The organism is Acetobacter sp. KSO5, assembly GCF_044094635.1.
In the GTDB taxonomy this organism is placed as follows: domain Bacteria; phylum Pseudomonadota; class Alphaproteobacteria; order Acetobacterales; family Acetobacteraceae; genus Acetobacter; species Acetobacter cerevisiae.
The window spans coordinates 822846-847711 of sequence record NZ_CP172014.1 but is presented as its reverse complement, the minus strand read 5'-3'; the positions used below and the strand labels follow the sequence as shown (position 1 = coordinate 847711).

At 58.5% G+C, this 24866-nt stretch carries 18 protein-coding genes; 8 read left to right on the top strand and 10 right to left on the bottom strand.

Annotated elements, in window-relative coordinates; genetic code table 11:
• Positions 1-305: 305 nt before the first annotated feature.
• Both ACHQGU_RS03900 and ACHQGU_RS03895 read right to left on the bottom strand, forming a co-directional pair.
• Complete coding sequence (locus ACHQGU_RS03900; RefSeq protein ID WP_395495944.1) at positions 306-2651, bottom strand: hypothetical protein; 2346 nt, start codon at positions 2649-2651, stop codon at positions 306-308.
• Between the two features lie 50 nt (positions 2652-2701).
• A complete protein-coding gene (locus ACHQGU_RS03895) occupies positions 2702-3517 on the bottom strand; it encodes a universal stress protein (protein WP_062143679.1) in 816 nt (271 codons plus the stop codon).
• Between the two features lie 260 nt (positions 3518-3777).
• Between ACHQGU_RS03895 and ACHQGU_RS03890 the strand changes: the two genes are divergently transcribed.
• Positions 3778-4563: an alpha/beta fold hydrolase gene (locus tag ACHQGU_RS03890; protein WP_062143682.1), complete on the top strand. Its 786-nt coding sequence runs from the start codon at positions 3778-3780 to the stop codon at positions 4561-4563.
• Between the two features lie 12 nt (positions 4564-4575).
• Here the strand turns inward: ACHQGU_RS03890 and ACHQGU_RS03885 are convergent, their stop codons facing one another.
• The 4 genes from ACHQGU_RS03885 to ACHQGU_RS03870 all read right to left on the bottom strand — a co-directional run bounded on the left by ACHQGU_RS03885 (position 4576) and on the right by ACHQGU_RS03870 (position 10431).
• The gene (locus ACHQGU_RS03885) at positions 4576-4821 is read right to left on the bottom strand and encodes a hypothetical protein (protein ID WP_279183915.1); all 246 of its coding nucleotides are present in this window, start codon (positions 4819-4821) and stop codon (positions 4576-4578) included.
• Positions 4811-6331, bottom strand: a complete 1521-nt coding sequence (locus ACHQGU_RS03880) for a PepSY-associated TM helix domain-containing protein (RefSeq protein ID WP_395495943.1) — start codon at positions 6329-6331, stop codon at positions 4811-4813. The genes ACHQGU_RS03885 and ACHQGU_RS03880 overlap by 11 nt, the downstream gene beginning before the upstream one ends.
• A 92-nt stretch (positions 6332-6423) precedes the next feature.
• Entirely contained in the window at positions 6424-8625 is a 2202-nt protein-coding gene (locus ACHQGU_RS03875; RefSeq protein ID WP_373687444.1) for a TonB-dependent siderophore receptor, read from the bottom strand.
• A 147-nt stretch (positions 8626-8772) separates the two neighbouring features.
• Entirely contained in the window at positions 8773-10431 is a 1659-nt protein-coding gene (locus ACHQGU_RS03870) for an NAD(P)/FAD-dependent oxidoreductase (protein WP_395495942.1), read from the bottom strand.
• 103 nt (positions 10432-10534) lie between these two features.
• On the opposite strand from ACHQGU_RS03870, the gene ACHQGU_RS03865 reads away from it, so the two are divergent.
• The 3 genes from ACHQGU_RS03865 to ACHQGU_RS03855 all read left to right on the top strand — a co-directional run bounded on the left by ACHQGU_RS03865 (position 10535) and on the right by ACHQGU_RS03855 (position 14125).
• Positions 10535-11572, top strand: coding sequence for a cation diffusion facilitator family transporter (locus ACHQGU_RS03865; protein ID WP_395495941.1), 1038 nt, complete (start codon positions 10535-10537; stop codon positions 11570-11572).
• Positions 11573-11612: 40 nt separating this feature from the next.
• Positions 11613-12557 carry a cation diffusion facilitator family transporter gene (locus ACHQGU_RS03860; protein ID WP_395495940.1) on the top strand — a complete coding sequence of 315 codons (945 nt, stop codon included), beginning with the start codon at positions 11613-11615 and terminating at the stop codon, positions 12555-12557.
• Between the two features lie 185 nt (positions 12558-12742).
• Positions 12743-14125, top strand: a complete 1383-nt coding sequence (locus ACHQGU_RS03855) for a chloride channel protein (protein ID WP_062144217.1) — start codon at positions 12743-12745, stop codon at positions 14123-14125.
• Positions 14126-14306: 181 nt separating this feature from the next.
• Here ACHQGU_RS03855 and ACHQGU_RS03850 read toward each other — a convergent pair whose 3' ends face one another.
• A complete protein-coding gene (locus ACHQGU_RS03850) occupies positions 14307-16241 on the bottom strand; it encodes a Hint domain-containing protein (protein WP_395495939.1) in 1935 nt (644 codons plus the stop codon).
• A gap of 158 nt (positions 16242-16399) precedes the next feature.
• On the bottom strand, positions 16400-18319 hold the full coding sequence (locus tag ACHQGU_RS03845; RefSeq protein WP_279184628.1) for a Hint domain-containing protein: 1920 nt from the start codon (positions 18317-18319) through the stop codon (positions 16400-16402).
• Between the two features lie 506 nt (positions 18320-18825).
• On the opposite strand from ACHQGU_RS03845, the gene ACHQGU_RS03840 reads away from it, so the two are divergent.
• The 3 genes from ACHQGU_RS03840 to ACHQGU_RS03830 all read left to right on the top strand — a co-directional run bounded on the left by ACHQGU_RS03840 (position 18826) and on the right by ACHQGU_RS03830 (position 22262).
• On the top strand, positions 18826-19818 hold the full coding sequence (locus ACHQGU_RS03840) for a GTP-binding protein (RefSeq protein WP_043551815.1): 993 nt from the start codon (positions 18826-18828) through the stop codon (positions 19816-19818).
• A complete protein-coding gene (locus tag ACHQGU_RS03835; RefSeq protein ID WP_062249167.1) occupies positions 19815-20867 on the top strand; it encodes a WD40 repeat domain-containing protein in 1053 nt (350 codons plus the stop codon). The genes ACHQGU_RS03840 and ACHQGU_RS03835 overlap by 4 nt, the downstream gene beginning before the upstream one ends.
• A 108-nt stretch (positions 20868-20975) precedes the next feature.
• Positions 20976-22262, top strand: coding sequence for an NAD(P)/FAD-dependent oxidoreductase (locus ACHQGU_RS03830; RefSeq protein WP_253550064.1), 1287 nt, complete (start codon positions 20976-20978; stop codon positions 22260-22262).
• Between the two features lie 337 nt (positions 22263-22599).
• Here the strand turns inward: ACHQGU_RS03830 and ACHQGU_RS03825 are convergent, their stop codons facing one another.
• Complete coding sequence (locus tag ACHQGU_RS03825) at positions 22600-22776, bottom strand: hypothetical protein (RefSeq protein ID WP_167347350.1); 177 nt, start codon at positions 22774-22776, stop codon at positions 22600-22602.
• A 39-nt stretch (positions 22777-22815) separates the two neighbouring features.
• Entirely contained in the window at positions 22816-23298 is a 483-nt protein-coding gene (locus ACHQGU_RS03820) for an Hsp20/alpha crystallin family protein (RefSeq protein ID WP_062143040.1), read from the bottom strand.
• A gap of 561 nt (positions 23299-23859) precedes the next feature.
• Between ACHQGU_RS03820 and ACHQGU_RS03815 the strand changes: the two genes are divergently transcribed.
• A complete protein-coding gene (locus tag ACHQGU_RS03815; RefSeq protein WP_395495938.1) occupies positions 23860-24747 on the top strand; it encodes a hypothetical protein in 888 nt (295 codons plus the stop codon).
• The last annotated feature ends 119 nt before the right edge of the window (positions 24748-24866 follow it).

Here is a 24866-nt window from a genome sequence, read left to right as displayed (position 1 = left end):
ATCAGGGGGAATTAAGGCTTCCTCCCCCTCCCGTTTTACGATGCCCACATCGCATCTGCCATGCGGCACACTCTTTTAAAGACTGCTGATAATTTCATTATGAAATTCAGAAGGCGTTAGCCGAGCGCCTTAAAATCGGCCCCCTCAGAGCAGACAGGAAGCACAGGCTCCGTGCCTTCGCATACTCTCCCGGAAGGCCTCTACCACCAAGAAACATCCGCCTGCCGAATACAAAAAACTGGACGGCAGGGAGATATTAAAAACTATTTTATACTTCCTGAGGACACTTCACCACGCAACACCACTTACGCTCTTCTTGCAAGCACACCGGCATCACGCAGGGCCACAACATCCCCACGCATCTGTCGGCCACCGGCAAAGCCCAACCCAAGCAAAGCCAGCCCCGCCAGAAAACCAGCCCAGCCCCACGCCATGAAGGGCGGCGTAAAGCTGAACCGAATATCGGCACGCCCCGCAGGCAGGGCAATGCGCTCAAACAGACCATCCTCAACCGACGGCACCACGCTCTGGCCATTTACGCTGGCTGTCCAGCCCGCCATCATCAGCTCTCGCCGGATGAGGAAAGACGGCGCGGCGCACTGCGTTTGCACCTCGGTCTGGGTATGCGCCTGCACGCTGCATCCGGGGCCAGCCTCAAAATATGAAGCGGCATGGGGCAGACGATACACATCGGCTGTCGGGTCAGCATAAATCAGCTTCAAACGGTTTTCAGGAGCCAGCGCCTCACTGCCCGGCAACGGGAAGCCATGCGGCACCAGCGCTAGCGCCACACCCAGTTTTTCAAAAACCTCCGGCCTTTTGGCCAGTGTCTCCGCCAGAAAGAACTGGCCGCCGGGGCGGTTGGGCGTAATGCCATCAAACGTCACCGCATCCACATCCGGGCCAAAATCATGCTTCATCCGCTCAACCCATGCGTTGGGCATGGGCACACCATTATGGTTGAGGGACGGCAGACGGAAATACGCGCCGTAGTTGGGGGCAATCACCCCCATGGTCACAAAACGCTGTAAACCCAGCTCCCGCTGCACAGTGTTCAGCAAGGGCGTGTTGCGCGGTAAGGGCGCACGCACACAGAGCAACGGGATGCAGAACAGCAGGAGCGCCTCACCCAGAACGCCCGCGCTCACCAGCGCCACACGGACCCGCGCGGACCGCCAGCGGCCCCACCCCAGAAAACCCGCAGCACACAGCGCAACAACGCCACACCCCAGCAGAACGGACCCGGCCTCATACCCCCATGTTGGCACAGGGCCGTGGCTATAACTGCGCAGCGCGTCGCGCGTCGGGCCGTTCAGCCGCCATGCGCCAAAGGCTGCCGCTGCAAGTGCCACACTCGCCCATGCCACAGGCTTTTTGAAAACAGTCCTAATCTGCGTGGACGTAAACGCGGCAGGCAGACTGAACAGATCATCCAGCCCAAAGGCCGCCAGTAGAATAAGCGCGGCCTGTTCCGACGGAAAACACAAACGATAGAAAATGGTGCGGCCCACACCGGGCAACAGATCCACCAGCCCGGTGATAATCGGCAGGTTGGCCTGCTTGCCCATGCACACCAGAACATAGCCTGCCAGCATCAGCCGTGCCGGACGCTCGCGTTTGCCAAACAGGGCAACCAGCGCCAGCCAGGGCACCACCAGCCCGGTATAGCCGCCCATGGCCCACCATGCGCCAAACTGCTCTGCGCCACCGTAAAAAAACAGGCCGTTAATGTAAGGGAACAGCGCCATAGCCCAACTGGCCTGCGGTAAAGCGGCGTCCAGCACACCTGCATGCGGGCCAATCCATGCGTCCCGCAGGAAGTCGGCAAAGGCTACCAGCTGCGGTGCTGCCAGCAAAAGGGCCGCAGCCCCACCGGCCATAATGCGCAAGGCAAAAGGCAGGCGCGTTGCAGCCGGTTGCTGCACCAGTCGCAACACCGCCCAGCACAAGCCCAGTGTACCCACCAGAAACGCTGTTTCCGGAAAGCCGGAGAGCAACAGATAGCCCAGCCCGACGGCCAGCCAGCCCCAGCCACCCACGCCGACATGCGTTCTGGCGCGCTCAATCCCAAACAGCACCAATGGCAAAAAGGCCAGCGGCTGACTTGGCCCATCCGAAGCCCATGCATACGTGCCGTTAAACGCATAGAGCACTGCGCCCAGCAGCACGGCCCGCTTATCCAGACGCAAGGCCCGCAGAAAGGCGTACATCGCCAGCCCGGCGACAATCTGCAGAGCAATCTTCATCAGCAGTAAACCACCGGGAAAGCCCAGCAGCAGGACAAACGGCAAGAAGAACGCGGCAGGCTGATACTCACCCGCCAGAGGCATCCCCACCCCGCTATAGGGGTTCCACCAGGGCAGGATCCCCTGCCGCCAGTCAGACGCCACCAGATGCCCCAGCGCCTGCACAATCACACCCGCACAGCCATCAATCCAGCCGGGCAGACCGGGCAGCAGACCACCTTCCAGCCAGTCCCGGCGGGTGGTGGTCGCCACGGAAAGGACGGAAAGCGGGTCGGACGTCATCTGCCCGAACAGGGCGGGGCCGATCAGCTCAGGAAGGTGAACGAGAACAGGCAGCAGCACCAGCAGCGCGACGTGCCAGAGCGGCCAGCGGCGCGACGCCGGGCGGGAAAAAGCGATATCCATAGCTCCACTTTAGCAAGAAGCGGGCCACTCTCCTACACAGCCCATCGCCTTTAATGATGCAGAAAGACCGGAATATTGGGGTGGTGCAGCATATACTCGGTCACGCTTCCCATAATCCGGTTATACAACATGCCATGCTGGTAGCCGCCCATCACCAGCAGATCGGCTTTTTCATCCTGCGCAATGTCCAGCAGTTGCTGCGCCACGGCATCCGTCCCGTGCCGATGCGGCAGATGCGCACTTTCATACGCAATGCCGGGCAACAGATCCGGGGGCATGATTTCCCCTTCCGGAGAGAGAACGGTCACAGTCTCCGCATGGGCCAGCAGCATGCGGGAGGCCGTAAAGGCCCTGCGGCAACACGGGGAATCCCGCCAGGCCATCAGCACAGTGCGCCCGCACGGGCGGTCCCAGAACGGCGGCACCAGCAGCAGCGGGCGATTTGTCTCAAAAATGGCAGACCGCAGCGCCCGGTGTTTTTGCTCACTGTCCCTGCGGTCGGGGAAGCTCAGGAGGATCAGCCCGGCATCTCTGCCATAGCCGTTGATAATCCGCTCCACGGCAATTTCCGGGTCCAGCCAGTTGACCTCCACAGCAGAAAGCCGGTCCGCCGGGGAGCCATATTCCTGCTCAAGCCACTGATGAAAGGTTGCATGCAGGCTGGCCGCCCACTCCCGCTGGTCCTGCCGCATGACAAAAGCGCCCTCATCGGTCAGCCCCATCGGGCCCCGGCCGTCATGGGGTGGCTCGCGGGCCGCAAGCACATCAATCCGGTCCCCTCCCACCTGTTTGATCAGGGACGCCGCGAGAGAGAGCAGGACCACAGCCTGATCAGGCTGGTTCAGGATAACGAGGCAGCGTTGCATAAAAACCGTCCTTCTTCTGTTCCGTCCCTGGCGCACAGACATGCGGCAGACGCGCTCTGCCTCATGGAGACGGTTCCGGTTCAAACCTCCATACGCCCAAAAGTTCCCGCCCAGCGCATGCCACCCTCTTCACCATTGCAAGTCTCGCAGGAAGGTGAAGAAAAAACTGCCCCTGCCCCCTCGCCTTTGGGGGAAAGATAAGCGAAAGTTCCGCCGGACCAGCTCTCCAGAGCCTTGTTTTTGAAAGGATAAAACACGCCGTGCTGCTGAACGTGATTGAACGGGGCCCCGACGTGTCCTCCGAGGCAACGCCTCTTCCCCCTGTTGTTCTGCTGCATGGACTGTTTGGCCGGGCCCGCAATCTGGGTTTTGTGCAGCGTCGGCTGGCCGCCACCCGCCGCACGCTGGCGCTGGACTTACGCAACCACGGGGACAGCCCCCACGGCCCCATGAGCTTCCGAATTATGGCGGACGATGTGCGGGAAACGCTGGAACACCATAACGCCCTGCCCGCCATGCTGCTGGGCCATTCCATGGGCGGCAAGACAGCCATGATGCTGGCCCTGCGCCACCCGGAATGCGTGCATAGCCTGCTGGTGGTGGACATTGCCCCCGGCGAGGGCGGCTTTACCCGCATGGACGTACCGGCCGAACTGGAAACGCTGGACTTCCCCCCGCACTTAGACCGCGCCGGAGCCGACGCCCTGCTGCGCCCGCTGATCCCCAGTGAAGCGATCCGCCAGATGATGGTGCAGAACATGCGGCTGGGCGACAATCCCGGCTGGAGCATTGGCCTTGCGGATATCATGACGGCCCTGCCCACCATTATGAGCTGGCCGGAGCTGCCACCGGGCACACAGTATGATGGCCCGACCCTGTTTATCCGCGGTGAGATTTCTCCCTACATCCAGCCCAAAAACTACCCCGCCATGCGCCGCCTGTTCCCGCACTATACGCTGGAAACCATCAGCGGCGCGGGCCATTGGGTGCATGTTGACGCGCCGAAGCGGTTTGCGGAGTTGGTGGAGAAGTTTGCTGAGCGGTAGCAGAACCGGGCATTAAACCCCGTCCCGTGTCTCCACCATCCTTTTCCCAGTCCGCAGCAAAGCCGCCACAATCACGGCAAAGCCCAGACCCAAAACCCAGAACACAACAGCAAAAGCCGCATTGTCTGACCGCATGATTTCCAGACACAGGCTGGCGCACAGCAGCAAGATGCCGGTCCATTTTGCGCCTGCAGGGTGCAGGGAGATCAGGAAAACCCCACAAAATTGCAGGGCTGTACAAAGTCCGTCAGAACCCATTCTGATCTGCCTTCATGGAGCGAAGTGCCAGAACGCAACAGCCTGCCAGACAAAGTGCGACGAGAGACACAGCACGCTCCACACCATCTGCCCAGGGCGCGCTGAGCAGCACGATACAGCCAGAAACCGCCACACTCATACCCACAAAAATCCGCCAACCTGTCCGGGCAGGTATCATTACTGCGAGCAGCAAAAGCAGAAACCATACCGCAAAGACCACCTGTATCTCCCGCGTGGCCCGGTCAGCCAGCGTGACAGGCAGCAGGCGGTTAGCGAGAAAAAATGCGGCGAAGGCAACAGGCGTGCCCGCCACCATCCCGGCGTTAACGCGGTCAAGCAGGACAAGACGGATGCTATCCCCTCGGCGCAGGCGGCGTCTGATCCATAATCTCAGCCCACTTCCCGTGACAATAAGAAGCAGAATACCCGACCCAAAATACAGCCAGCGGGTGGCAAGTGGTGCAAAATGCGCGACATGCAGCCCGTAGAGCACGGCAAAGGCCGTCACAACCGGGCGTTGCTCATGCGTGTCAGCCAGCAGTTTTCCCGTTTTGCCATCAAAGCGGAGGATATGGGTGCCAAAGGCAATCCGGTCATTATTATCCCCCATAATGACGATCGTCGCAGCGCTGTCGGACGGGTTGTAAACATAGACCTGATTCATCCCCTCCGTTTTCAAACGCTCGGCCGCTTCCGCCAGAACCGGACCAATGGGAGCCAGTGTGCTTGCCGTGCCGGTAGGCGTGCGGGCGGACAGGGATGGAGCCAGAGCAGCCTCAAACGCAGAGGCATCCCGGTAATGCGCCATCCCGGCCCAAGGCATCAGGAGGGTGCCAAGCGTGACAGCGCCGGTCAGCGCAATGGTGAGGTGAAATGGGAGCGCTGCAACCCCCGCCAGATTATGCGCGTCCAGCCAGCTGCGCTGTCCTTTTTTGGGTCTGAAGGTAAAGAAATCCAGAAAGATCCGCCTGTGCGCAACAATTCCTGTCAGCAGCACGAACACCAGCGCAAGGGCTGCAATCGCGGCAAGCAGACGCCCCCAAGGGTAGGGCAACTGAAGTTCAAAATGGAACCTATAGAAAAAATCTCCCCCCAGCGTATCCCGAATGGTGTCGGGGGAGCCGGTCACAGGATCAAGCGCGCGTTGCAGAAATGCGCCGTTCTGATCCCATGCCGCCCAGCTGAACGGCGCGCGCTCTCGTGCCGGGGTAATGTACCATGCTGAGGACTGCGGGGCATGGCGGCTGAGCCAGCCGATGGCGGCCTCGGTCGCCTTGACCGGGTCCACCGGGCGCGCTCCCAGTTCCGGGCGTGCCCAGAGGCTGATTTCAGGCCGAAACACGCTGAGCGTGCCGGACAGCGTGATCACATAGATCAGCCATCCGGTAAAAATGCCCGCCATGTCGTGCACTTGCGTCATGGCGGCCCGAAAGCCGGTACGCACGCGAGAAAAGCCGACCATGGCGAGCACTGGCCAGCCGACCAGTGCGACAAAAATGCCGGTCAACACGGCGTTGACCGGCGATAACGGCAGACAATACGCGGTCAAAAAACTCAGAAGCGCCGCACCGGCGTATGCAAGAAAGATGACCGCGGCAGATTTCACCAGGAAAAGCCTATACTACCCTGTGCGTTGCGTCGTTCCCCGTAATAGCAGAATGCCTGACCGTAGGACGCATACGCCATACAGTTGGAAACGAAGTGCTTGTCAAACAGGTTACGGACACTGGCCGAGGCCGTCCACCCATGCAGCGAGGGGGAGAGGTTAGACAGGTCATACCGGATGGAGCCATCAAACAGCGCATAGTTCGGCACCCACACGCTGCCATTATCGCCCTCCCCCCCATAGGCTTTGGCGGTGTAGCGCATGCCGCCCCCAAAGCCGAAGCCTTTCATGGGGCCAGACGGCATGGTGTAGAAGGCAAACAGTGAGGCATTCCCTTTACCGGACTGGATCAGCGGTTTGCCGGTTGAATCATCATGCACTTTCTGGACGCTGACGGCGGCTGTCACCATCAGTCCCTTATAAACATCCGCATGCGCTTCAAACTCAAACCCGTCGGAATGCACTTTCCCGCTCTGCACGCTGTACGGCAGGCTGCCGACAGAAACGAGAACATTGGTCTGCTCAATATGGAAGCCTGCGGCAGTCAGCAGAACCGGCGTTCCCGGAATCTGATATTTCAGGCCACCTTCAAGCTGTTTCCCGATGGAGGGGTCAGCCTGCCGCATTGTCTTGCCGCCATTGTCTGACACAAGGCCAGACTGCGGCTGGAAGGATGTTGAATAGCTGATGTACGGCGCAAGCCCGAAGTCAAAGTGATACAGGCCAGACGCACGCCATGTAATCTGGCTGGAGCGCTGCCGCGTGTCAGACCCGCTAAAACGCTCGATCTGATGAGAGCGATACCAGTCATTCCGCAGGCTTCCGTTCAGCACCAGCCCGCCCCAGTGGATTTCATCCTGCCCATAGGCACCAATCTGGTGTGAATCCGCTTTATACCGGGCCGCCGCAGTCATGTCGGGAAACGTCATGTGGTAGTTGGGGTGCAGCACGTTCAGGTCCGGCGCATCACCCTCGCTGTAAAGTTCCCCCGCCTGCTGCCACATGTAATCATAGCCAAACATCAAGGTATGCCGCAGGGGGCCGGTGTTCACATGCCCTTTAAACTGGCTGTCAAATGCCAGATTGTGCACGTGCTCGTTGGTGCCGTAGGCATAACGCGGCACCGTATCCGGGCTGCTGTAATAGCCGGCATCATAGGTGCTTCTCTGATCTACCTTGATATCGTCGTAACGCCCGCGGGAGTTGAAGCTCCAGTCGTTATTGAAGCGATGCGAGAAGATATAGGTAAAGGAGCCGTGTTTCCGGTTGAATTTCTCAACCCCTACGTCGCCATCATAGAAGTTACGCGGCAGATAGCCGAAGGAGGCGCGTCTGAGGGAGCCTTCCAGCGGCACACCGCCATAGGTCCCGCTTTCCGGGTCATACTGGTAATTACCCAGAATTGTCAGCGTGGTCGGGCCATCGCCCCCAAAGCTGAAAGACGGGCTGATGGAAAAGCGACGGCTACCCGTTTTGGACAACTGCGTGTGCTGGCCGTTCACTGTTCCATACAGACGGTACCGCACCGAGCCGTTGTCGGTCGCGTAGCCACCAACATCCGCATCCACACGGTACAGGTCAAACATGCCGCCTGTTGTGGTCACATCACCATAAGAGCGCTGCGCGGTTGGCAGTTTGCTGGAAAGTGCTGCAAGACCGCCGGGGCTGGACTGGCCGTAGAGCGCAGAGGCCGGGCCTTTCAGCATTTCCACCCGGTCAAGCCGGAACGTATCGGTCTGCCCCACCGCATAGCCCGTCGGGCTGTCCTGCATCTTCAGGCCGTCAAGGAACGTAGGAACACTAAAACCACGGAGAAGGAACTGGTCATACCGCGTGCCAATGCCACCGCGCAGATCCGGCGTGATGCCTGCCGTATAGCGCACCGCCTGATTGAGACTCAGCACGCCGCGCACATTCATCTCATTGCGGGTAATGACGGAAACAGACTGGGCCGTTTCAATCAGCGGCGTATCGCTCTTGGTTGCGGACGACGCGGATGTGGAAAGCCGACGCCCCTGCACGTTGATAGCCTCAGCTGCCGCAGCATGCGCTGCCGACTTCGCCGCAGGCTTTTGCGAGGATGTTTTGACGGAGGACGATTTTCCTGCCGCATCCTTTTTCTCAGGTTCAGCGGCCAGAAGAGGCTGGCTGGCGCAGGCCACCCCCAACACGACGAAAAGACAGGCAGTACGAGACACGGCGTTCTTTCTCCCACAAAGTAGGAGCCGCTTACATGAAGATGCGAATTATTTGCAATATACCATTTGGCAATAATATGGCAGGCCAGCCCTGCATCGCTGATTTGGGGGCCGCTAAAAAGCGGCACCCCCGCCCCCTGCCTGCCGTTAAAGCCCCAGCCCGTCTACTGTTTTTCCGGCAATATCCATCGCCACGGCTTCCGCAATACGGATGCCATCAATTCCGGCTGAGAGAATGCCACCCGCATACCCTGCCCCCTCGCCCGCAGGATACAGGCCGGGGGTGCTGAGGGACTGACCATCCGCGCCGCGCGGGATACGCAGCGGGGAGGAGGTGCGGGTTTCAACACCCGTCATAACCGCATCTTCCATCGCAAAGCCTTTCAGCTTGCGGTCAAACAACGGCAGCGCTTCCCGCAGAGCGGCGACAGCAAAGTCCGGCAAACAGGTGGACAGATCCGCAGGCGTCACGCCCGGCTTGTAAGACGGCACCACCGCGCCGAGTGTGGTGGACGGGCGGCCCGCCAGAAAATCCCCCACGCGCTGGGCCGGGGCTTTGTAGGACCGGCCTCCCGCTTCAAACGCCTTGCGTTCCCAGTGGCGCTGGAACGCCATGCCCGCCAGCGGATCATCCGGGTAATCCTCACCGGGGCGCAGATCCACCACCATGCCGGAATTGGCATTCCGTTCCGCACGAGAATACTGGCTCATGCCGTTGGTAACCACCTGTCCTTCTTCGGATGTCGCAGCGACCACGGTGCCACCGGGGCACATGCAGAAGGAATACACCCCGCGCCCGTTGCTGGCATGATGCACCAGCCGATATTCCGCCGCCCCTAGCAGCGGATTGCCCGCGCTGGTGCCAAACTGCGCCGTATCAATCACGGATTGCGGATGCTCAATCCGCACGCCAATGGAAAACGGCTTGGCCTGCATCTGCACGCCTGCCTGCTGCAACATGGTAAAGGTGTCGCGCGCGCTATGGCCCACAGCCATCACCACATGGTCTGCGGCAATCACCTCGCCCTCTGCCGTGCGCACGCCTTTAATACGGCCCGTGCCTTCATCCTGCACCAGACCGTCCACACGGGTTCCAAAGCGATATTCACCGCCTGCCGCTTCAATTTCGGCGCGGATATGCTCCACCATAGACACCAGCCGGAACGTGCCGATATGCGGATGCGCCAGATACAGGATTTCTTCCGGGGCACCGGCCTTCACAAATTCTTCCAGCACCCGGCGGCCCAGAAAACGCGGGTCACGCACCTGACTATAGAGCTTGCCGTCCGAGAACGTCCCAGCCCCGCCCTCGCCAAACTGCACGTTGCTCTCTGGGGTCAACACACCCTGCCGCCACAGCGCGAACGTATCCACCGTGCGTTCCCGCACCACCTTGCCGCGTTCCAGAATCAACGGACGCAGGCCCATCTGCGCCAGCGTGAGGGCGGCCATAAAGCCGCATGGGCCGGCCCCGATCACGATGGGGCGCAGATAGCCCGGCTTGCTGGCCAGTGCCGCGCCATCCGTCACCGGCGGACGCCAGGCCATCTCGGGCGCGATGTTCACATGCGGGTCTTTGGGGTGCGCGGCCCGGTAGCGCGCCAGCACGGCGGCCTCATCCTTCACGGCGCAATCCACCGTGTAGACCAGCATGATCGCGCTGCGCCGCCGTGCATCATGCCCGCGCCGGAACACGGTAAAACGCTCCAGCGCATCCGGCGCAATGGCGAGACGCGCGCGGATGGCGTCTTCCAGCGCTTCAGGGGGATGGTCCAGCGGAAGCCGCAGTTCGGTCAGTCTGAGCATGGCGCGACCTTTATCACATGTGGTAGACAGTTAAGGGGCTTCCCTATGCCGGACAGCGTTCTGACGCAACGGGCACGCCTCCGCCAACCTGCAAGGACACGACATGTCTCAGCCGCCGTCCGCCTCATCAGGCCCGCACACGGACCATTCCGCCTGCACGGCGCATGATCATGATCACGACCACGACCACGACGATCATGACGGTCACGACCATCACCACCACGGGTTCGGGCATGCGCATGTGCATACCCCGGCCTCGTTCGGTTCGGCGTTTGCCATCGGGATTGCGCTGAACGTTGTCTATCTGGGGGCGGAAGCCTTGTGGGGCATTCTGTCCAACTCGCTCTCCCTGCTGGCGGATGCCGGGCACAACCTCTCCGATGTTCTGGCACTGGCGGCGGCATGGCTGGCGCAGCATCTGTCCGCCAAATCCCCCTCCGCCCGCTTTACCTATGGACTGCGACGCTCTTCCATTCTGGCGGCCCTCGCTAATGCCGTCATCCTCATGCTGGTGACGGGCGGCGTCGCATGGGAGTCCATCGAGCGGCTGTTCCACCCCGCGCCGGTGGCCGGCAAGACCATGATGATTGTGGCGGCCATCGGTATTCTGGTGAATGGCGGCACGGCCCTGCTGTTTGCCTCCGGCCAGAAAAACGACATCAATATTCGTGGGGCCTTCCTGCACATGGCGTCGGACGCCGTGACCTCTCTGGCCGTGGTGATTGCGGGCGGTCTGGTGCTGATGACCGGCCTGACATGGATCGACCCCGCTATCAGTCTTGCCATTTCCGTTGTGGTGGTGCTGGCCACATGGTCCCTGCTGCGGGATTCACTGGATATGGCGCTGGATGGCGTCCCCCGCTCCGTGGACCGGGACAGTGTGGAGACTTTCCTGCGCAGCCAGCCCGGCGTTGCGGACCTGCATGACCTGCACATCTGGCCCATGAGCACGACGGAAACCGCGCTCACGGTGCATCTGGTCCGTGAGGCCAGCCTGCCTGCCGGCCAGACAGAAACCCTGCTGCTGCAAAACACGGTGGCAACCCTGCGCACCCGCTTTGGCATCGTGCACCCCACCGTGCAGATTGAAAGTGCGGACTATCACCCCTCCTGCCATCTGGTGGACCCACACACGGTTTAAGCGGCTGCGTTTTTGGTCAAGGTCTGGTATCGCTCTGCCCATGCAGCTCCCTCTCCCCCAAAGTAACAAAAGCATCGCCCTGTGTAGTCTGGCCGTTAGTCTGGTTGCACTGGGGCTGAAATACGCCGCCTACGCCACCAGTGGCAGCGTGGCGCTGTATTCCGATGCGGTGGAGACCATCATCAATGTGGTCTCAGCCTTAGGGGGGCTGTGGGCGCTAAGCGTTGCGGAACGTCCGGCAGACCACAACCACACATACGGACACTATAAAGCGGAATATCTCTCCGCCGTGGCCGAGGGCACGCTGGTGCTGGTCACCGCCTTTGTCATCGGGCGGGAGGCCGTGGAAGGTTTTCTGCACCCGCACCCTGCCGGCGCGCCTTATGTGGGTATTCTGCTCAACGCGGCCGCCACAGTGGTCAATCTGGTGTGGGGGCTGACCCTTGTGCATGCGGGGCGCAGCCGTCGCTCCCCCGCCCTGCAGGCAGGCGGGCAGCATGTGCTGTCCGATGTCTGGACGGGTGTGGGGCTGGTGGTCGGCATGTTGCTGATCCCGCTAACGGGGTGGATCTGGCTGGATGCCGTGCTGGCCGGGCTGATTGCCATCAACGTGCTGCGCGTGGGCTGGGAGATGATGCGGGAGTCCATCGCAGGCCTGATGGACGAGGCCCCCGCCCCGGAAACGCTGGATGATATCCGCGACATTATCGCCACCAATGGACGCGGCGCGATTGAAGCGCATGACATCCGCACCCGCATTGTGGGCGCCATCACGTTTCTGGAATTCCATCTGGTTGTGCCCGGCAGCATGACGGTGGAGGAAGCCCACCAGATCTGTGACAGGATAGAAGCCGGTCTGCGCACCAAAATGGGCGATACGCTGGTGCATATCCATGTCGAGCCGGACAACATGGCCAAGCATGAAGGCATTGTGTTCTGGCCTCGCCCTGCAACCGAGTCCGCCGCGCCGGGAAAATCTGTTTAACGCGTTTTCAGTTTTACGATAGGTTTTGCCCGCCAGATCCGCGTTCAGCGTCCCGTTTTGCGCATATTACTCGGGGCTGACATGCATTTTATTAATACAGAGCGCGCATAAAACCAGACAATGCTTTCCTCGTTGTAAAGACGTGTTAGAACGCCTTACGTCTTCTCAGCCAATCAGGATTATCCATGTCTGCCAGCGTGCCCGTCACGTCCGCTCAGCTTCGCCATTTACGGGACCAGGCGAAGGCCGGCACGGTTAACTGGCGGCGGAAGCTGATCTATTGGTCCGGTGCCGTCATGGTGGGCGTGGTCGCCGTCACCTTCGCCTTTCTGGCAGATAAGGCTGCGGGGCTCCGCAACCAGATTATCGCCCTCAGCCCCTGGCTGATGCTGATTGTCACCCCCGGCGGCCTGGCCCTGTCCACATGGTTGACACGCACATGGTTCCGGGGCGCGCAGGGCAGCGGCATTCCGCAGGCCATTGCCTGCATGCATCTGAATGATTTCCGCATTATTGACAGGGTTCTGGCGCTAAAAATTGCGCTCGCCAAAATTTTCCTCACCTGCCTCGGGCTGCTCTCAGGCGGCTCTATCGGGCGAGAAGGCCCCACAGTGCAGGTCGGTGCGTCCATCATGCATACCGTCGGGCGCTTTATGGGGGTGCATGACCCCATTAAACAGCGTGCGCTGATCAAAGCCGGGGGCGCGGCCGGGGTGGCCGCTGCGTTCAACACGCCGCTGGCGGGCATTGTGTTCGGTATTGAAGAACTGGCTCATTCCTACGAGCAACGCACCAGCGGCACCATGCTGACCTGTGTGGTGATTGCCGGTGTCACGGCCATCGCCATGGTGGGGAACTATACCTATTTCGGCCATACCAGTTCCGTGGTGCCGGTGGGCGTCAGCTGGCTGGCGGTGCTGGCCTGCGGTGTGCTGGGTGGGCTGAGCGGTGGCTCCTTTTCTGCCCTGCTTATTCGTATCTCCCGTGGCGTTCCCGGTCGCATGGGCCTGTTCATTGCCCGGCACCCTATTTCATTCTCCGCACTCTGCGGGCTGGTTCTGGCCATTATCGGCCTGCTGTCCGGCGGCATGACCTACGGCACCGGCTATGTGCAGGCGCGCGATATCATCATGGGGTCCGGGGATTATCCGGCCTCTTTCTTCGTACTAAAATTTCTGGCCACCATCGTGTCCTACTGTTCCGGCATTCCGGGCGGGCTGTTTGCCCCGTCCCTGTCCGTTGGTGCAGGCATGGGCGGCTGGGTGGCGCAATATCTGCCGCACACATCCCCCGGTGCGGTGGTACTGCTGGGCACGGTGGCCTATTTTGCTGCGGTGACACAGGCTCCGTTGACCGCGACCGTCATTGTCATGGAAATGTGTGACAACCAGCAGATCACCCTTGCCCTGCTGGCCAGCGCCTTTCTGGCGTTTGGTGTATCCCGCGCCCTGTGCAGCCACGCCCTGTATGGCGCGCTGGCCGTCCGCTTCCTGCGCACCGCAGATCCGCGCCCCAATTCGTCCTCATCCCCTTCCCCGGCAACCGACACCATGGGCCGCAACCAGTAATGAATTGCCCCGGTTATTGCTGCCTCCACAAAACCCGGGGCAATTCATCTTCGAGCGTCCATATTTGTCCAGACTGAAGAAGAATGCGGGGATCCATAACTGATTAGGTAAAAGACAGCCCCGCGTCTGGGAAGAGCGCGGGGCCTGCCTGTCTCATATCAATTCAAAGACGGCCTGACGATCAGGCTCTCTTTGTGGATTGGATGTCGGTGACATCGGTGCTGAGATAAGGACCAGCTGCCTTGATCTGGACGGCCAGCAGAGCTGCGCTATTAGGATGACGCTCACCGAGCGGCAACAGAGCATCACCAGACGTCCAGCGGGTGTCTTCCGTTTCCAGCGTATTCCATCCCTCCAGCTCTTTTTCGATCAGGTGAGCTGTGACAGAGTAGGTCCGTTTTGCCTCGACCATCGTGATCTCGCCGACCGCGACACCGAAATGGCGGCGATCGTCGATGAACGGTCCGATGACGTCGCTGGGGCGGCTGGCATTGGAAACGATCCTTACATTTTTCACGTCGGCTGGGATCATGAACATGACACGACCATTGTGCTGGCGGGCTTGACGGATCACGGCTCCCGTTTCGGTGACAAGGTGGAGGTTAACCTCATCGGTCAGTTCAACCGCAGGTTCCTTCTGTGTGAGACCAGCGGCTTGCGCCCGGGCTTCGGCCTGTCGGAACAGGGGTTCCACGAACTCACGGTTGACACCCAGAGGTGCTGCCGCATCGTCCCAGCTCAGGTTGCGGGACGGCGTAAAGGCCACGACATTGCCTTCCTGACGGAAGGTATGGCGATTGCCGGTATCAAGATAACTCTCCGTCAGCATGCCATCTGCGGTGATAACCGAATGCTGCTCGGTTTCTATGTGGTAGTAATCGTAGGAAGTGATGGACTTGTCGTAGAAGATCGACCGACCGTTGACGAGCATGCGGGCCGGAACGAACTTGCCATCGAAGAACAGGCCGTGTTCTGCCGTGATCAGCATGTCTTTGTAGGGAACGCCGTCAGCAATCGCATCTTTCAGAACGCGGATCGGGTAGCCGGACATATCGTCGGAAACACCGTGGCGGACATTGACATGTGTCTTACCCGTCCAGACAACTCGCCGGACAATATTCCGACCGCTCTTCCAGTCGAATGCAATGACTTCGTCGCCAAGCTTGATGTCTTCCACCGCCACATCACCCTTAGGCGTGCTGATCATGCTACCAGCAAGGAAGCAGGCACCAATGTAAGTATTTCCGTTATTGTAAGTAATTTCCAGAGGATTATTACTTCCATTGATATTGTAAGTGCCATTATTCAAGGCGACCCCGGTAGCAGGGCTTACTGCGTATTCTGCTATTTGCTGGTTATTTGCCCCATAAAGCCTGACAATCTTTTCAGAGGAGTTAGTCCCAAACAGTCCGCCATTCTCGATACTATAATGGTCCACTGGCTGTGTGGTATTCTGAAGTTCGATTGTATCCTTTGCTGGATCATAATTTTGGAAAGTTGTTGCCGCCAAAGAACCGGAAGAAAGAAGGCTGATAGCCGTTCCACCACCGTTGATAATGATGGTTCCGCCGCCAGTCCCGAAGCTAACAGTCGAACCCTCCAGGACACTGGCAAGAGCTGCGCCTGTATTTAATGTACCACCATATTCGATATTAACAGTTGAACCATTCAGTGCTCCCACAAGGGCACTGCCCCCTGTTCCTGTTAATGTGACTTGACCACCAACAACATTAATCGTTGAACCCGTAATAAGATTAGCAAGACCGGAAATAGAGCTTGTTCCACCGATGTAATAGGTAGAAGTTTCTGCCGCACCAGCACCAATCGTAAAATTGCCGGTTGCACCCGGGGTGCTTACAAAAGTCTGAGCACTCAGTGCACTTATCAGAACCGTAAAGTCACCTGACCCCGGCGTAAGAACGTATCCGGAGCCAAGAAGCTGCACTACTCCAAAAACATCAAGTCCAGGATTGATATCTTTCTGATCTAATATTACATGCCCGCTGGCATCAGTTATCTTTACGTCCCAGTCGGAAACATTGCTGCCATATTGCTGTGCAACTGTCCACGTTGTCTCAACATTTCCCGCGGAATCGTACGTATAATACGTTGTCATCTCTTAACCTTTTATTAATCAATAACTTCTTTAGTCCGACTTTGTTATTTAAAATGAAACCCTTAAATACTGATTAAAATCCCGGAAAAATTTACGCATAAAAAAACCCGGCATGAATGCCGGGCTTTTCCTGTCGTTCTTAAAAAACTAATGAAAAATCAGATCCCCGAAATGCGGCATGCCTCTTCAGTTTCCTGTTCCGCATAAGGGCCTCCTGCCAGAATTTGCAGGCTCAGCATGCCAAAACTCTCCGGCGCGCGCGCTGGCAGCGGGAGCAGTGCATCGCCCATGGTCCAGCGGCCTGCACCACCCTCCAGTTCGGCCCAGCCAGTCAGAAACGCTTCAGTCTTATGGACCGTCACCGGCAATACGGCTCCGCCAAGCTGGAACGCGGCCTCGCCAACGCATACACCAAGGGAACGACGGTCATCCACAAAAGGCCCCTGCACATCACACGGGCGACTGGTGCGGGAGACAAGCCTTACCGCCTGCACCTGCCCCGGCACCATAAACAGGGCCTTACCGCGCACTGTCCGCATGCATCGCAGCGTGCGTCCTTCGTCCGTCACAAGATAAAGGTCCGGGTCTTCCGTCAGCGCCGGAGGAGCTGTGACAGCCGGAAGGCCCATAGCGTCCGCGCGCGCCAGAATCTGGCGGAAAATCGGCTCAACACGCTCGCGCTCTACCATCAGCGGTGCCGCCGCATCTTCTGCCCAGCTCCGCGCCTGCCCGGCACTGATCCGCGATACCGTCCCATGCGGACGGAAGCTGCTGCGGTTGCCCGTATCCAGATAGCTTTCTGTCAGCACGTTGTTGGCCATAATCACAGAATGCTGTGCGGTCTCGATATGATAGTAGTCATACGAGGTCACACTGCGGTCAAACAGAATAGAGTGGCCATTCACCAGCATCCGTGCGGGAATGAAACCACCTTCAAAATAGAGGCAATGTTCTGGCGTTACCAGCAGGTCACGGTCCGGCACACCGGCGCTGATGGAATCTTTCAGCAGGCGGACAGGATAACCGGCTTCATCATCCGGCAGGCCAACCCGCACATGCGCAGTTGTTTTTCCTGCCCATACAATCTGGCGTTCAATAAACTGACCATTTTCAAAAACGCAGACAGTCTCACCAACGCTCAGATCCTCCACAGCACGCTCCCCTTCCGGGGTGCGGATCATGGAGCCGGCAAGGAAACAGGCACCGATGTAGGTATTGCCGTTACTATACGTAATTTCCAGCGGGTTGAGCGATGTGTCCTGGCTGCCAATGCTGGTATACGTACCATCGGGCAACGACGCATCAGAGGCTGGAGTGACTGCATATTCTGCAACAACTGTATTATTATCGGTTCCCCCATACAGGGTCACCACTTTTTGGGATCCATTTGAGCTAATATTATAGCTGCTGATCGCCTGAACAGTGTTTTGAAGCTCAATCGTATCGCGTGCGGGATTGTAGTCATTGAACGTCACCCCCTGCACACCATTGCTGGCCAGCAGGCTGAGCACCTGATTATCTGCGTTCAGAACCAGCGTGCCACCCCCAGTCTGAAAGTTCACTGTGGACCCGCTGAGGATATTGATCAGCCCGACAGAGCCAGAATAGGTGCCGCCATAGCCAATATTAATGGTGGAGCCAGTCAAAAGTCCTGCAACAAGATTACCGGAGAACTGTGCCGTGCCGCCATAAATATTGATGGTATTGGTTGAGATCGCATTGGCCAGAATATTAATGTCGGTGTTGCCGCCAATATAATAGGTATTCCCGCTGGCCGCATTGGCAACAATGGTAATACCGCCTGTGCTGCCGGGCATAGTGACGTAGGTGGCCCCGACCGCATTCAACAGAGTATCAACACCGGCACTCCCAGTAACGAGACCGCCCGTTGGAAGAACAGTAACACCTAAAACATTCAACCCGGAAGATAATGGTCCTGTATCCTCAATAACAGTTCCACTACTATCCGTTATCTTAACATCGTATCCGGTAATACTTGCAAGAGGCGGCAACCCCAAAGTAACTGCACTTGCAGTATAGATGAGGCCAGATGCAGTTGTCCCACTATAGTCAGCCATAGTTGACCTCCGGATGCTTATTCAAACACAACAAAAAAATGCCTCATTCACGGGTCGAACAAGGCGATGCGCTTATCTTTCAAAACCGCTGAACAAATCAGGACTGTTTTGATACGCTTTACATAACAGCATTCACCGCCAATTCATCTTGTGAATTTTTATCCATATTCTTCACCTGTTTGTGACATCTAATTTTTTGTATTATATCAATATGATACGCGTGTATATATCTAATATTCATTTATAAAATAAGAATGTATACCAATCTAAAAATCGATTCGGACCGAAACTGTCCCGATTCTGAACGATATGGATCACAAGATTCGATCTTTTTTCCGCTCATAAGATGGTAAGAAAAAAGCATTTCATACGGTTTCTTAATATTGAACATCTTCTCCGTCCTTCAGGCCCTCTGAACAGTCCTTCTCAGCCCCCTCTCTGGCCCTCTGCGCTCTGGCCCCCTATATGAAGAGGCACGAATGTAATCTTAACGGAGGCCTGTCTTCATGTCTGATGCGTCCCTTACTTCCGAGCCTGCGGATACGCTGGTACCTGTTACGGTACTGACGGGCTTTCTGGGTGCCGGAAAAACCACGCTGCTCAACCACATCCTGACGGCGGAACATGGCCGCAAATATGCTGTGGTGATTAACGAATTCGGTGAACTGGGCGTGGATAACGACCTTGTTGTCGATGCGGATGAAGAAGTGTTCGAGATGAACAACGGCTGCATCTGCTGTACCGTACGCGGGGATCTGATCCGCATTCTCGGCAGCCTGATGAAGCGCCGGAACAAATTCGACGGCATTATTATTGAAACCACCGGTCTGGCAGACCCGGCTCCCGTCGCGCAGACGTTTTTTGCAGATGAAGACGTCCGGGCCAAAACCCGGCTGGATGCCGTCGTGACGGTGGTGGATGCGCTGAACTTTCTGCAAACGCTGAAGGAAAGCCCGGAAGCCCACCAGCAGATCGCCTTTGCGGATGTGATCATCCTCAACAAGACCGATCTGGTGGATGAGGCCCAGCTTAAGGCCGTGGAAGATGCCATCCGCAAAATCAACGCCTTCGCACCCATCCACAAAGCCCAGAAAGGCAATGTGAAGCTGACGGATGTGATGGATGTTGGCGGGTTTGACCTCCAGCGCACGCTCTCCACCACGCCGGACTTTCTGGAAAACACGCACCACCATCATGAGGAAGACGTGAACAGCATCTCCCTCTCCCTCAAAACACCGCTGGATGCTGGCCGCTTCCAGATGTGGATCGGCGCACTGTTGCAGGAAAAGGGCGCTGACATCCTCCGCACCAAAGGTATCCTGAATTTTGAAGGCCAGTCCGACCGTTTTGCGTTTCAGGCTGTGCACATGATGGCGGATGGCAATGACATCGGCCCGTGGAAAGAGGGCGAAGAACGGGAATCCCGTCTTGTCTTTATTGGTCGCAACCTCAACCGGCCCCAGCTTCGGCGCGGGTTTGAAAGCTGCGCTGTCGCATGAGCATTCCTACCGAACTCCGCGGCCTGATTGAAAAGCGCGGGGCATCCCGCACGGTTGAAGGCCACATCACCGCTTGCGCCGCCTCCCGCGATAACATGCGCTTTGCCTTCACCACGGCGGAAGGTGACGTCATCGTCGCCCATCGGGCAGATCTGGCGGAACCAGCCAGCTGGGCTACCTACGCCGTGCATGATGGCGCTGCCCTTGCGCTGGCCCCGGATACAGACCCCGGCGGCTTTCTGACCGGCGGTGATGATGGCCGCCTGTGCCGTCTGGACATGCACGGGGAAATTGAGGAACTGGGCAAGACCCGTCGCTGGGTGGAGCATGTCGTAAGCCATGTGGATGCCAAGGCCGCCTACATTGCCAGCGCCTCCGGCAAGCAGGTCGAACTGCGCGATGGCCGCGGTGAGACCGTGCTGAAAACGCTGGAGCACCCCTCCTCCGTGACCGGCATTGTGTTTGACACCAAAGGCAAGCGGATCGCGGCCTCCCATTATAACGGAGCCTCCGTGTGGTATACGCAGCCTAAAAGTGAGAGCGTACGCTCGCTTGAATGGAAGGGCAGCCATACCGGTATTGCAATCCATCCGGCTGGCGAGGCTCTGATCACCTCCATGCAGGATAATGACCTGCACGGCTGGCGACTGTCCGACGGACACAATATCCGCATGAGCGGTTACCCCACCAAAGTGAAGTCCATGTCCTTCTCCCGCACGGGAAAATGGCTGGCCACCAGTGGCGCAGATGTTGTGGTGCTGTGGCCGTTCTTTGGTGGCGGCCCGATGGGCAAACCCCCTGCGGAACTGCCGGGAATGGGCGGTGCGCTCTGCACCCGCGTGGCGTACAACCCCGAGCAGGAAATTCTGGCGGCTGGATTTGCGGATGGGTCTGTCATTATGATCGAACCGGAATCGCAACGGGTTCTGCCCGTCTGCCTGAACGGGGGAAGTGCTATCAGCGCGCTGTCCTATAGTTCGGACGGATGCCTGCTGGGATTTGGCACGGAAGAGGGGCTGATCGGCCTTGTGGATCTTTCCGCAGGCTAAGCGGGCATCCGCCTGCGTAAGAGACAATTGCGTGACCTCAAGAGGCAGTGTGTTGCGCAGTTCTGTTCCGCCGCCGATACTTGCGGAACACGAAAGGATAGTGACGTTATGAGTGATCGGTTTCGGTTGGTTATTGTAGGGGGCGGCATTGCCGGCCTGGCACTCGCCACACGGTTGGGAAACAGCATGGGCCGCTCTGGCAAGCTGGATATCACCCTGGTGGATAAAGGGTTCAGCCATGTCTGGAAGCCTATGCTCCACTGCTTTGCCGCTGGCACCGCGCGCAATGAAAATGACCGCATTACCTTTGTCTCCCACGCCGCCGGGCATGGCTTCCGCTTCTGCTATGGGGAAATTTCCCATCTGGACCGTGCCGCCCGCAGGCTGACCCTCGCCCCGCTGACAGAGCAGGATGAGGATGAAGTCATTCTGGAAGAGCGGCATGTGGACTATGACGCCCTGATTTTTGCCATTGGCAGCCGCGCCAACGATTTTGGCACCCCGGGTGTGAAGGACCACTGCATTTTTCTGGATAATGTGGTGGAAGCCAACAACTTCAACGAACGCTTCCGCCATGCCGTCCTGCAGGCCTATGGGCGCGGCACACCGCTGGATATCGCCATTGTCGGCGGTGGGGCAACCGGGGTGCAGCTGGCTGCTGAGCTGCACAAGGCGCTGGATATCGGCTCCCTGTACAACTTTACGCCCACTACACCGGAAATGCGCATTACCCTGCTGGAAGCGGGGCCGCGTATTCTGCCGTCCTTCCCGGAAAAAGTGTCCGAGGAAGCCCGCCAGCAGCTTGAAGCCCTCAAGATTTCCGTCCGCACAGGCGCTATGGTCAGCGGTGTGGATGAAAAAGGCTTTATCCTCAAGGACGGCTCCCGCGTGGATGCGCAGTTCCGCGTCTGGGCAGCGGGTGTGAAAGCCCCGGACGTTACGCGGGAAATGGACGGTCTGGAATGTGGCCGTGGCGGCCAGCTGGTGGTGAAACCCAACCTGCAAACCACACTGGATGACCGGATTTTTGCAGTCGGCGACTGTTCCTTTATTGCGGAAAGCCCCCTGCCCCCCACGGCGCAGGTTGCACGGCAGGAAGCGCACCATCTGGCAAAATATCTGCCGCAATGGATTTTGAACCAGACGCCGGTGCCGCCCTTCAAGTTCAACAACAAAGGCGCGATTGTCGCCCTCGGCAATTATAATGGCTGGGGCGCGTTTGCTGATGGCAAGACGTTTGGCGGTGGTGCACTGCATGGCCTGAGCGCCCGGCTGGGCCATACAGCCCTGTATCGCCAGCACCAGTTTGAACTCTACGGCGTCCCTCGTGGCGCGATTGCCTGCCTGACCGACTGGCTGGACCGCTTTGTCCGCCCGTCTGTCCGAATGGACTAAGGCTTTTCGCTCATACAGCGGCATGCCCACTGTGTGAACAACGCACCGGATACACTCCGGCGCACGGTGTCTCTCATAGCAACGCCCCCTGCGGTCCGTCACCACAGGGGGCGTTTGTGTTTTCAGGCCTCTCTGGCACAAACCCCGCTGGCTGGCGGTTTATGCCCAGATGATCCCGTTCCGGCTCCCGCTTCCGGGCCGCCCTCTCTCTGGGCCAACAGGGCCGGGCCTGCCTTACGCAGCGCCCAAACCGTGTCTCCCATCCCCTCCGGCCTGCGGCACCTGAAGGGGTCTGAAAATGCCTGCTCAGGACACCCGAGCAGGCAAACCAGAGACCTTACAGATAGCGGGCAGTGCCATTATTCAGCTGGTCAATAAAGGAGTCACAGGTCATTTCCACGACTTCCCCTTTGGTGTTTTTCAGGCGCACCTTGCAGTCACCATCATTCATCGTGCCCAGCATTTCATAACGGGTGCCGGCAATTTCAACGCTCTTGTTTGTTTTAGCGGTCATGGTCTTTCCTTTCTGGAAAGCTAAATTTTCAAAACAGTCTCAGCCTGCGTTAATGGCAATATGCCGTTCCGCAGGTTTGCTTTCCGCCTTTTTCGGCAGTGTCACGCTCAGCACACCATTTTTGAGAGATGCGCTGATTTTTTCGACATCCACATCATCCGGCAGCGTAAAGGCTTCCTCAAACGCAGCAAACTGACGGCCCGCCAGATGCTGTTTGACCGGGCCTTCTACTTCCGGCTTCTTCTTTTCACCGCGAATGCTCAGCACGCCATTGGCCGTGCTCAGTTTAATATCGCTCTCGGCACAGCCCGGCACTTCCGTCGCCACAACATAGCCCGAAGCATTTTCCGTAATATCCGTGGCCCCCAGACGATGGGCAGGCGCACCGCTTTCCGGCACCTTGTAATCTTCAAAAAGGCGGCTCATCTGCCGTTCCAGAGCTGTCAGCGGGTCCGCTACACGAACATTGCCAACCGGAACACGCACAACAGGGGCACGACCGTTTGTTGTATAAATGGTCATCCGAACATCCTCCTTTTTCGCGCAGCGACCCCACAGGTCCCTCTACGCTTTCCGGAGGTAGTGTCTCCAGCTTTGCGCCTCCGGCCCTTGATCTAAATCAAATTCCAGCCCCTTGATGTCGCGCAACGGCAATGCGCTCACCTCATGCGGAGCAGCCCTGCGCCTCCTGAAAACCTTTTATCATTTCACACCCTATTGAAACTCGCCTCTACGATTTCTCAATAGATACCGCAGCCCTCTGGCCTCAGCGCTTTCTTCCGGAGGCTGGCGGTATGCCTTGCTGCTGCCGGAGCCGCTTTTCAAGACAGGCTGGGCACAGGCACCCCGTCCCTGCGTCCGCAGGCAGAGGGACTTCATGGGGTTTTTGCATACACCAGCATCGGGCGTCTGCCGTGCAGGGGAACTCCGTTCCGCACTCTTCGCATCTCATGCGCAGCCTTGCCTCCCGTCCCGCGTTATCCTGTTTGCAAGACACCATAACGCACCGCCACACGCTGCACAGCTCCTCTTTTGCCGCTATGCTGCCCGTCAGGATTGTGCCACGCCGGAAGGGCCAGAGGAATGAAGCAGATTACCATACGGCTACTGGCCTTCAGCTTGCTTAGTCTGCCAGCCACCACGGCAGGTGCCGCTCCGGCTCCCCTTGCGCCCCCCGCTGCGCCGTCCCCCATACCTGCGCAAACCGCATCGTCCTCCCCCTTGGCCACAAGCGCCAGCACAGCAAGCCGCACAGCCGAACGCACCCCGGACACAGCCGCTTCTCCTACGCAAATGCCACAACCCACGCCGGACAATTACCGCCTGTCCGGCACACTCGGTCCGTATCCCATCGGGGCGATGCTCTCCGTTCGGCCCGACCAGACAGTAGCAAACGCGCATTATTTCTATGTAAAAAATCTGGTCGATATTCCCCTGTCTGCTCAGAACTCAGGAGAGCAGATGACGCTGAGCGAACCCAGTGGTGGCCGCTTCAGCCTGCATTTTGAAACAAGCGATAAAGACGCTCATGCCCCGCTCACCTTCCAGACCTCCACAGCACTGGCCGGAACCTGGACCAACGGCACAAAAACCTATCCCGTAAAACTGGATCTTGCCTCCATGGATCACCTCGCCCCCAACGCCCTGTATGAGGACGTCACAGACGCTCCCCCTGCGGTTTTCGAGGCTATGGTGCAACGCTTCCTGCGCAGCGTGCTAAGCGGCAACAAGGCAGAAACGGCAAAACTGATCTCATGGCCCTTGAGGGTGAATGCAGAACACGCCTTCACCCTTAAAACGCCCGCAGCGCTGTCCGCCTCATGGTCGCGGGTTTTCACGCCCTGTGTCCTCAACAGCCTGCGGGGCGCTATTCCGCATGAGATGTTTGTCCATAACGGGCAGGCCATGATCGCCAATGGCACGGTCTGGTTCGACGCTCATGGGGCGCGTGCGATAAACAGCTGCCCTTAACCCAGGGTTATCAGACCCCCTCATTATCGATCATTGACAATATTAGTTCCGGGTCAGCAACATGTTCTCACAGGATCATGCGCAAAATCGGTGCTCCAGAGACAACCGGCCCACTGCGC

Excerpts from the sequence above, each read along its gene's own strand:
- ACHQGU_RS03900 (WP_395495944.1), bottom strand. The coding sequence starts at position 2,651 with ATGGATATCGCTTTTTCCCGCCCGGCGTCGCGCCGCTGGCCGCTCTGG.
- ACHQGU_RS03895 (WP_062143679.1), bottom strand. The coding sequence starts at position 3,517 with ATGCAACGCTGCCTCGTTATCCTGAACCAGCCTGATCAGGCTGTGGTC.
- ACHQGU_RS03885 (WP_279183915.1), bottom strand. The coding sequence starts at position 4,821 with ATGGGTTCTGACGGACTTTGTACAGCCCTGCAATTTTGTGGGGTTTTC.
- ACHQGU_RS03870 (WP_395495942.1), bottom strand. The coding sequence starts at position 10,431 with ATGCTCAGACTGACCGAACTGCGGCTTCCGCTGGACCATCCCCCTGAA.
- ACHQGU_RS03865 (WP_395495941.1), top strand. The coding sequence starts at position 10,535 with ATGTCTCAGCCGCCGTCCGCCTCATCAGGCCCGCACACGGACCATTCC.
- ACHQGU_RS03860 (WP_395495940.1), top strand. The coding sequence starts at position 11,613 with ATGCAGCTCCCTCTCCCCCAAAGTAACAAAAGCATCGCCCTGTGTAGT.
- ACHQGU_RS03855 (WP_062144217.1), top strand. The coding sequence starts at position 12,743 with ATGTCTGCCAGCGTGCCCGTCACGTCCGCTCAGCTTCGCCATTTACGG.
- ACHQGU_RS03850 (WP_395495939.1), bottom strand. The coding sequence starts at position 16,241 with ATGACAACGTATTATACGTACGATTCCGCGGGAAATGTTGAGACAACG.
- ACHQGU_RS03845 (WP_279184628.1), bottom strand. The coding sequence starts at position 18,319 with ATGGCTGACTATAGTGGGACAACTGCATCTGGCCTCATCTATACTGCA.
- ACHQGU_RS03840 (WP_043551815.1), top strand. The coding sequence starts at position 18,826 with ATGTCTGATGCGTCCCTTACTTCCGAGCCTGCGGATACGCTGGTACCT.
- ACHQGU_RS03835 (WP_062249167.1), top strand. The coding sequence starts at position 19,815 with ATGAGCATTCCTACCGAACTCCGCGGCCTGATTGAAAAGCGCGGGGCA.
- ACHQGU_RS03830 (WP_253550064.1), top strand. The coding sequence starts at position 20,976 with ATGAGTGATCGGTTTCGGTTGGTTATTGTAGGGGGCGGCATTGCCGGC.
- ACHQGU_RS03825 (WP_167347350.1), bottom strand. The coding sequence starts at position 22,776 with ATGACCGCTAAAACAAACAAGAGCGTTGAAATTGCCGGCACCCGTTAT.
- ACHQGU_RS03820 (WP_062143040.1), bottom strand. The coding sequence starts at position 23,298 with ATGACCATTTATACAACAAACGGTCGTGCCCCTGTTGTGCGTGTTCCG.
- ACHQGU_RS03815 (WP_395495938.1), top strand. The coding sequence starts at position 23,860 with ATGAAGCAGATTACCATACGGCTACTGGCCTTCAGCTTGCTTAGTCTG.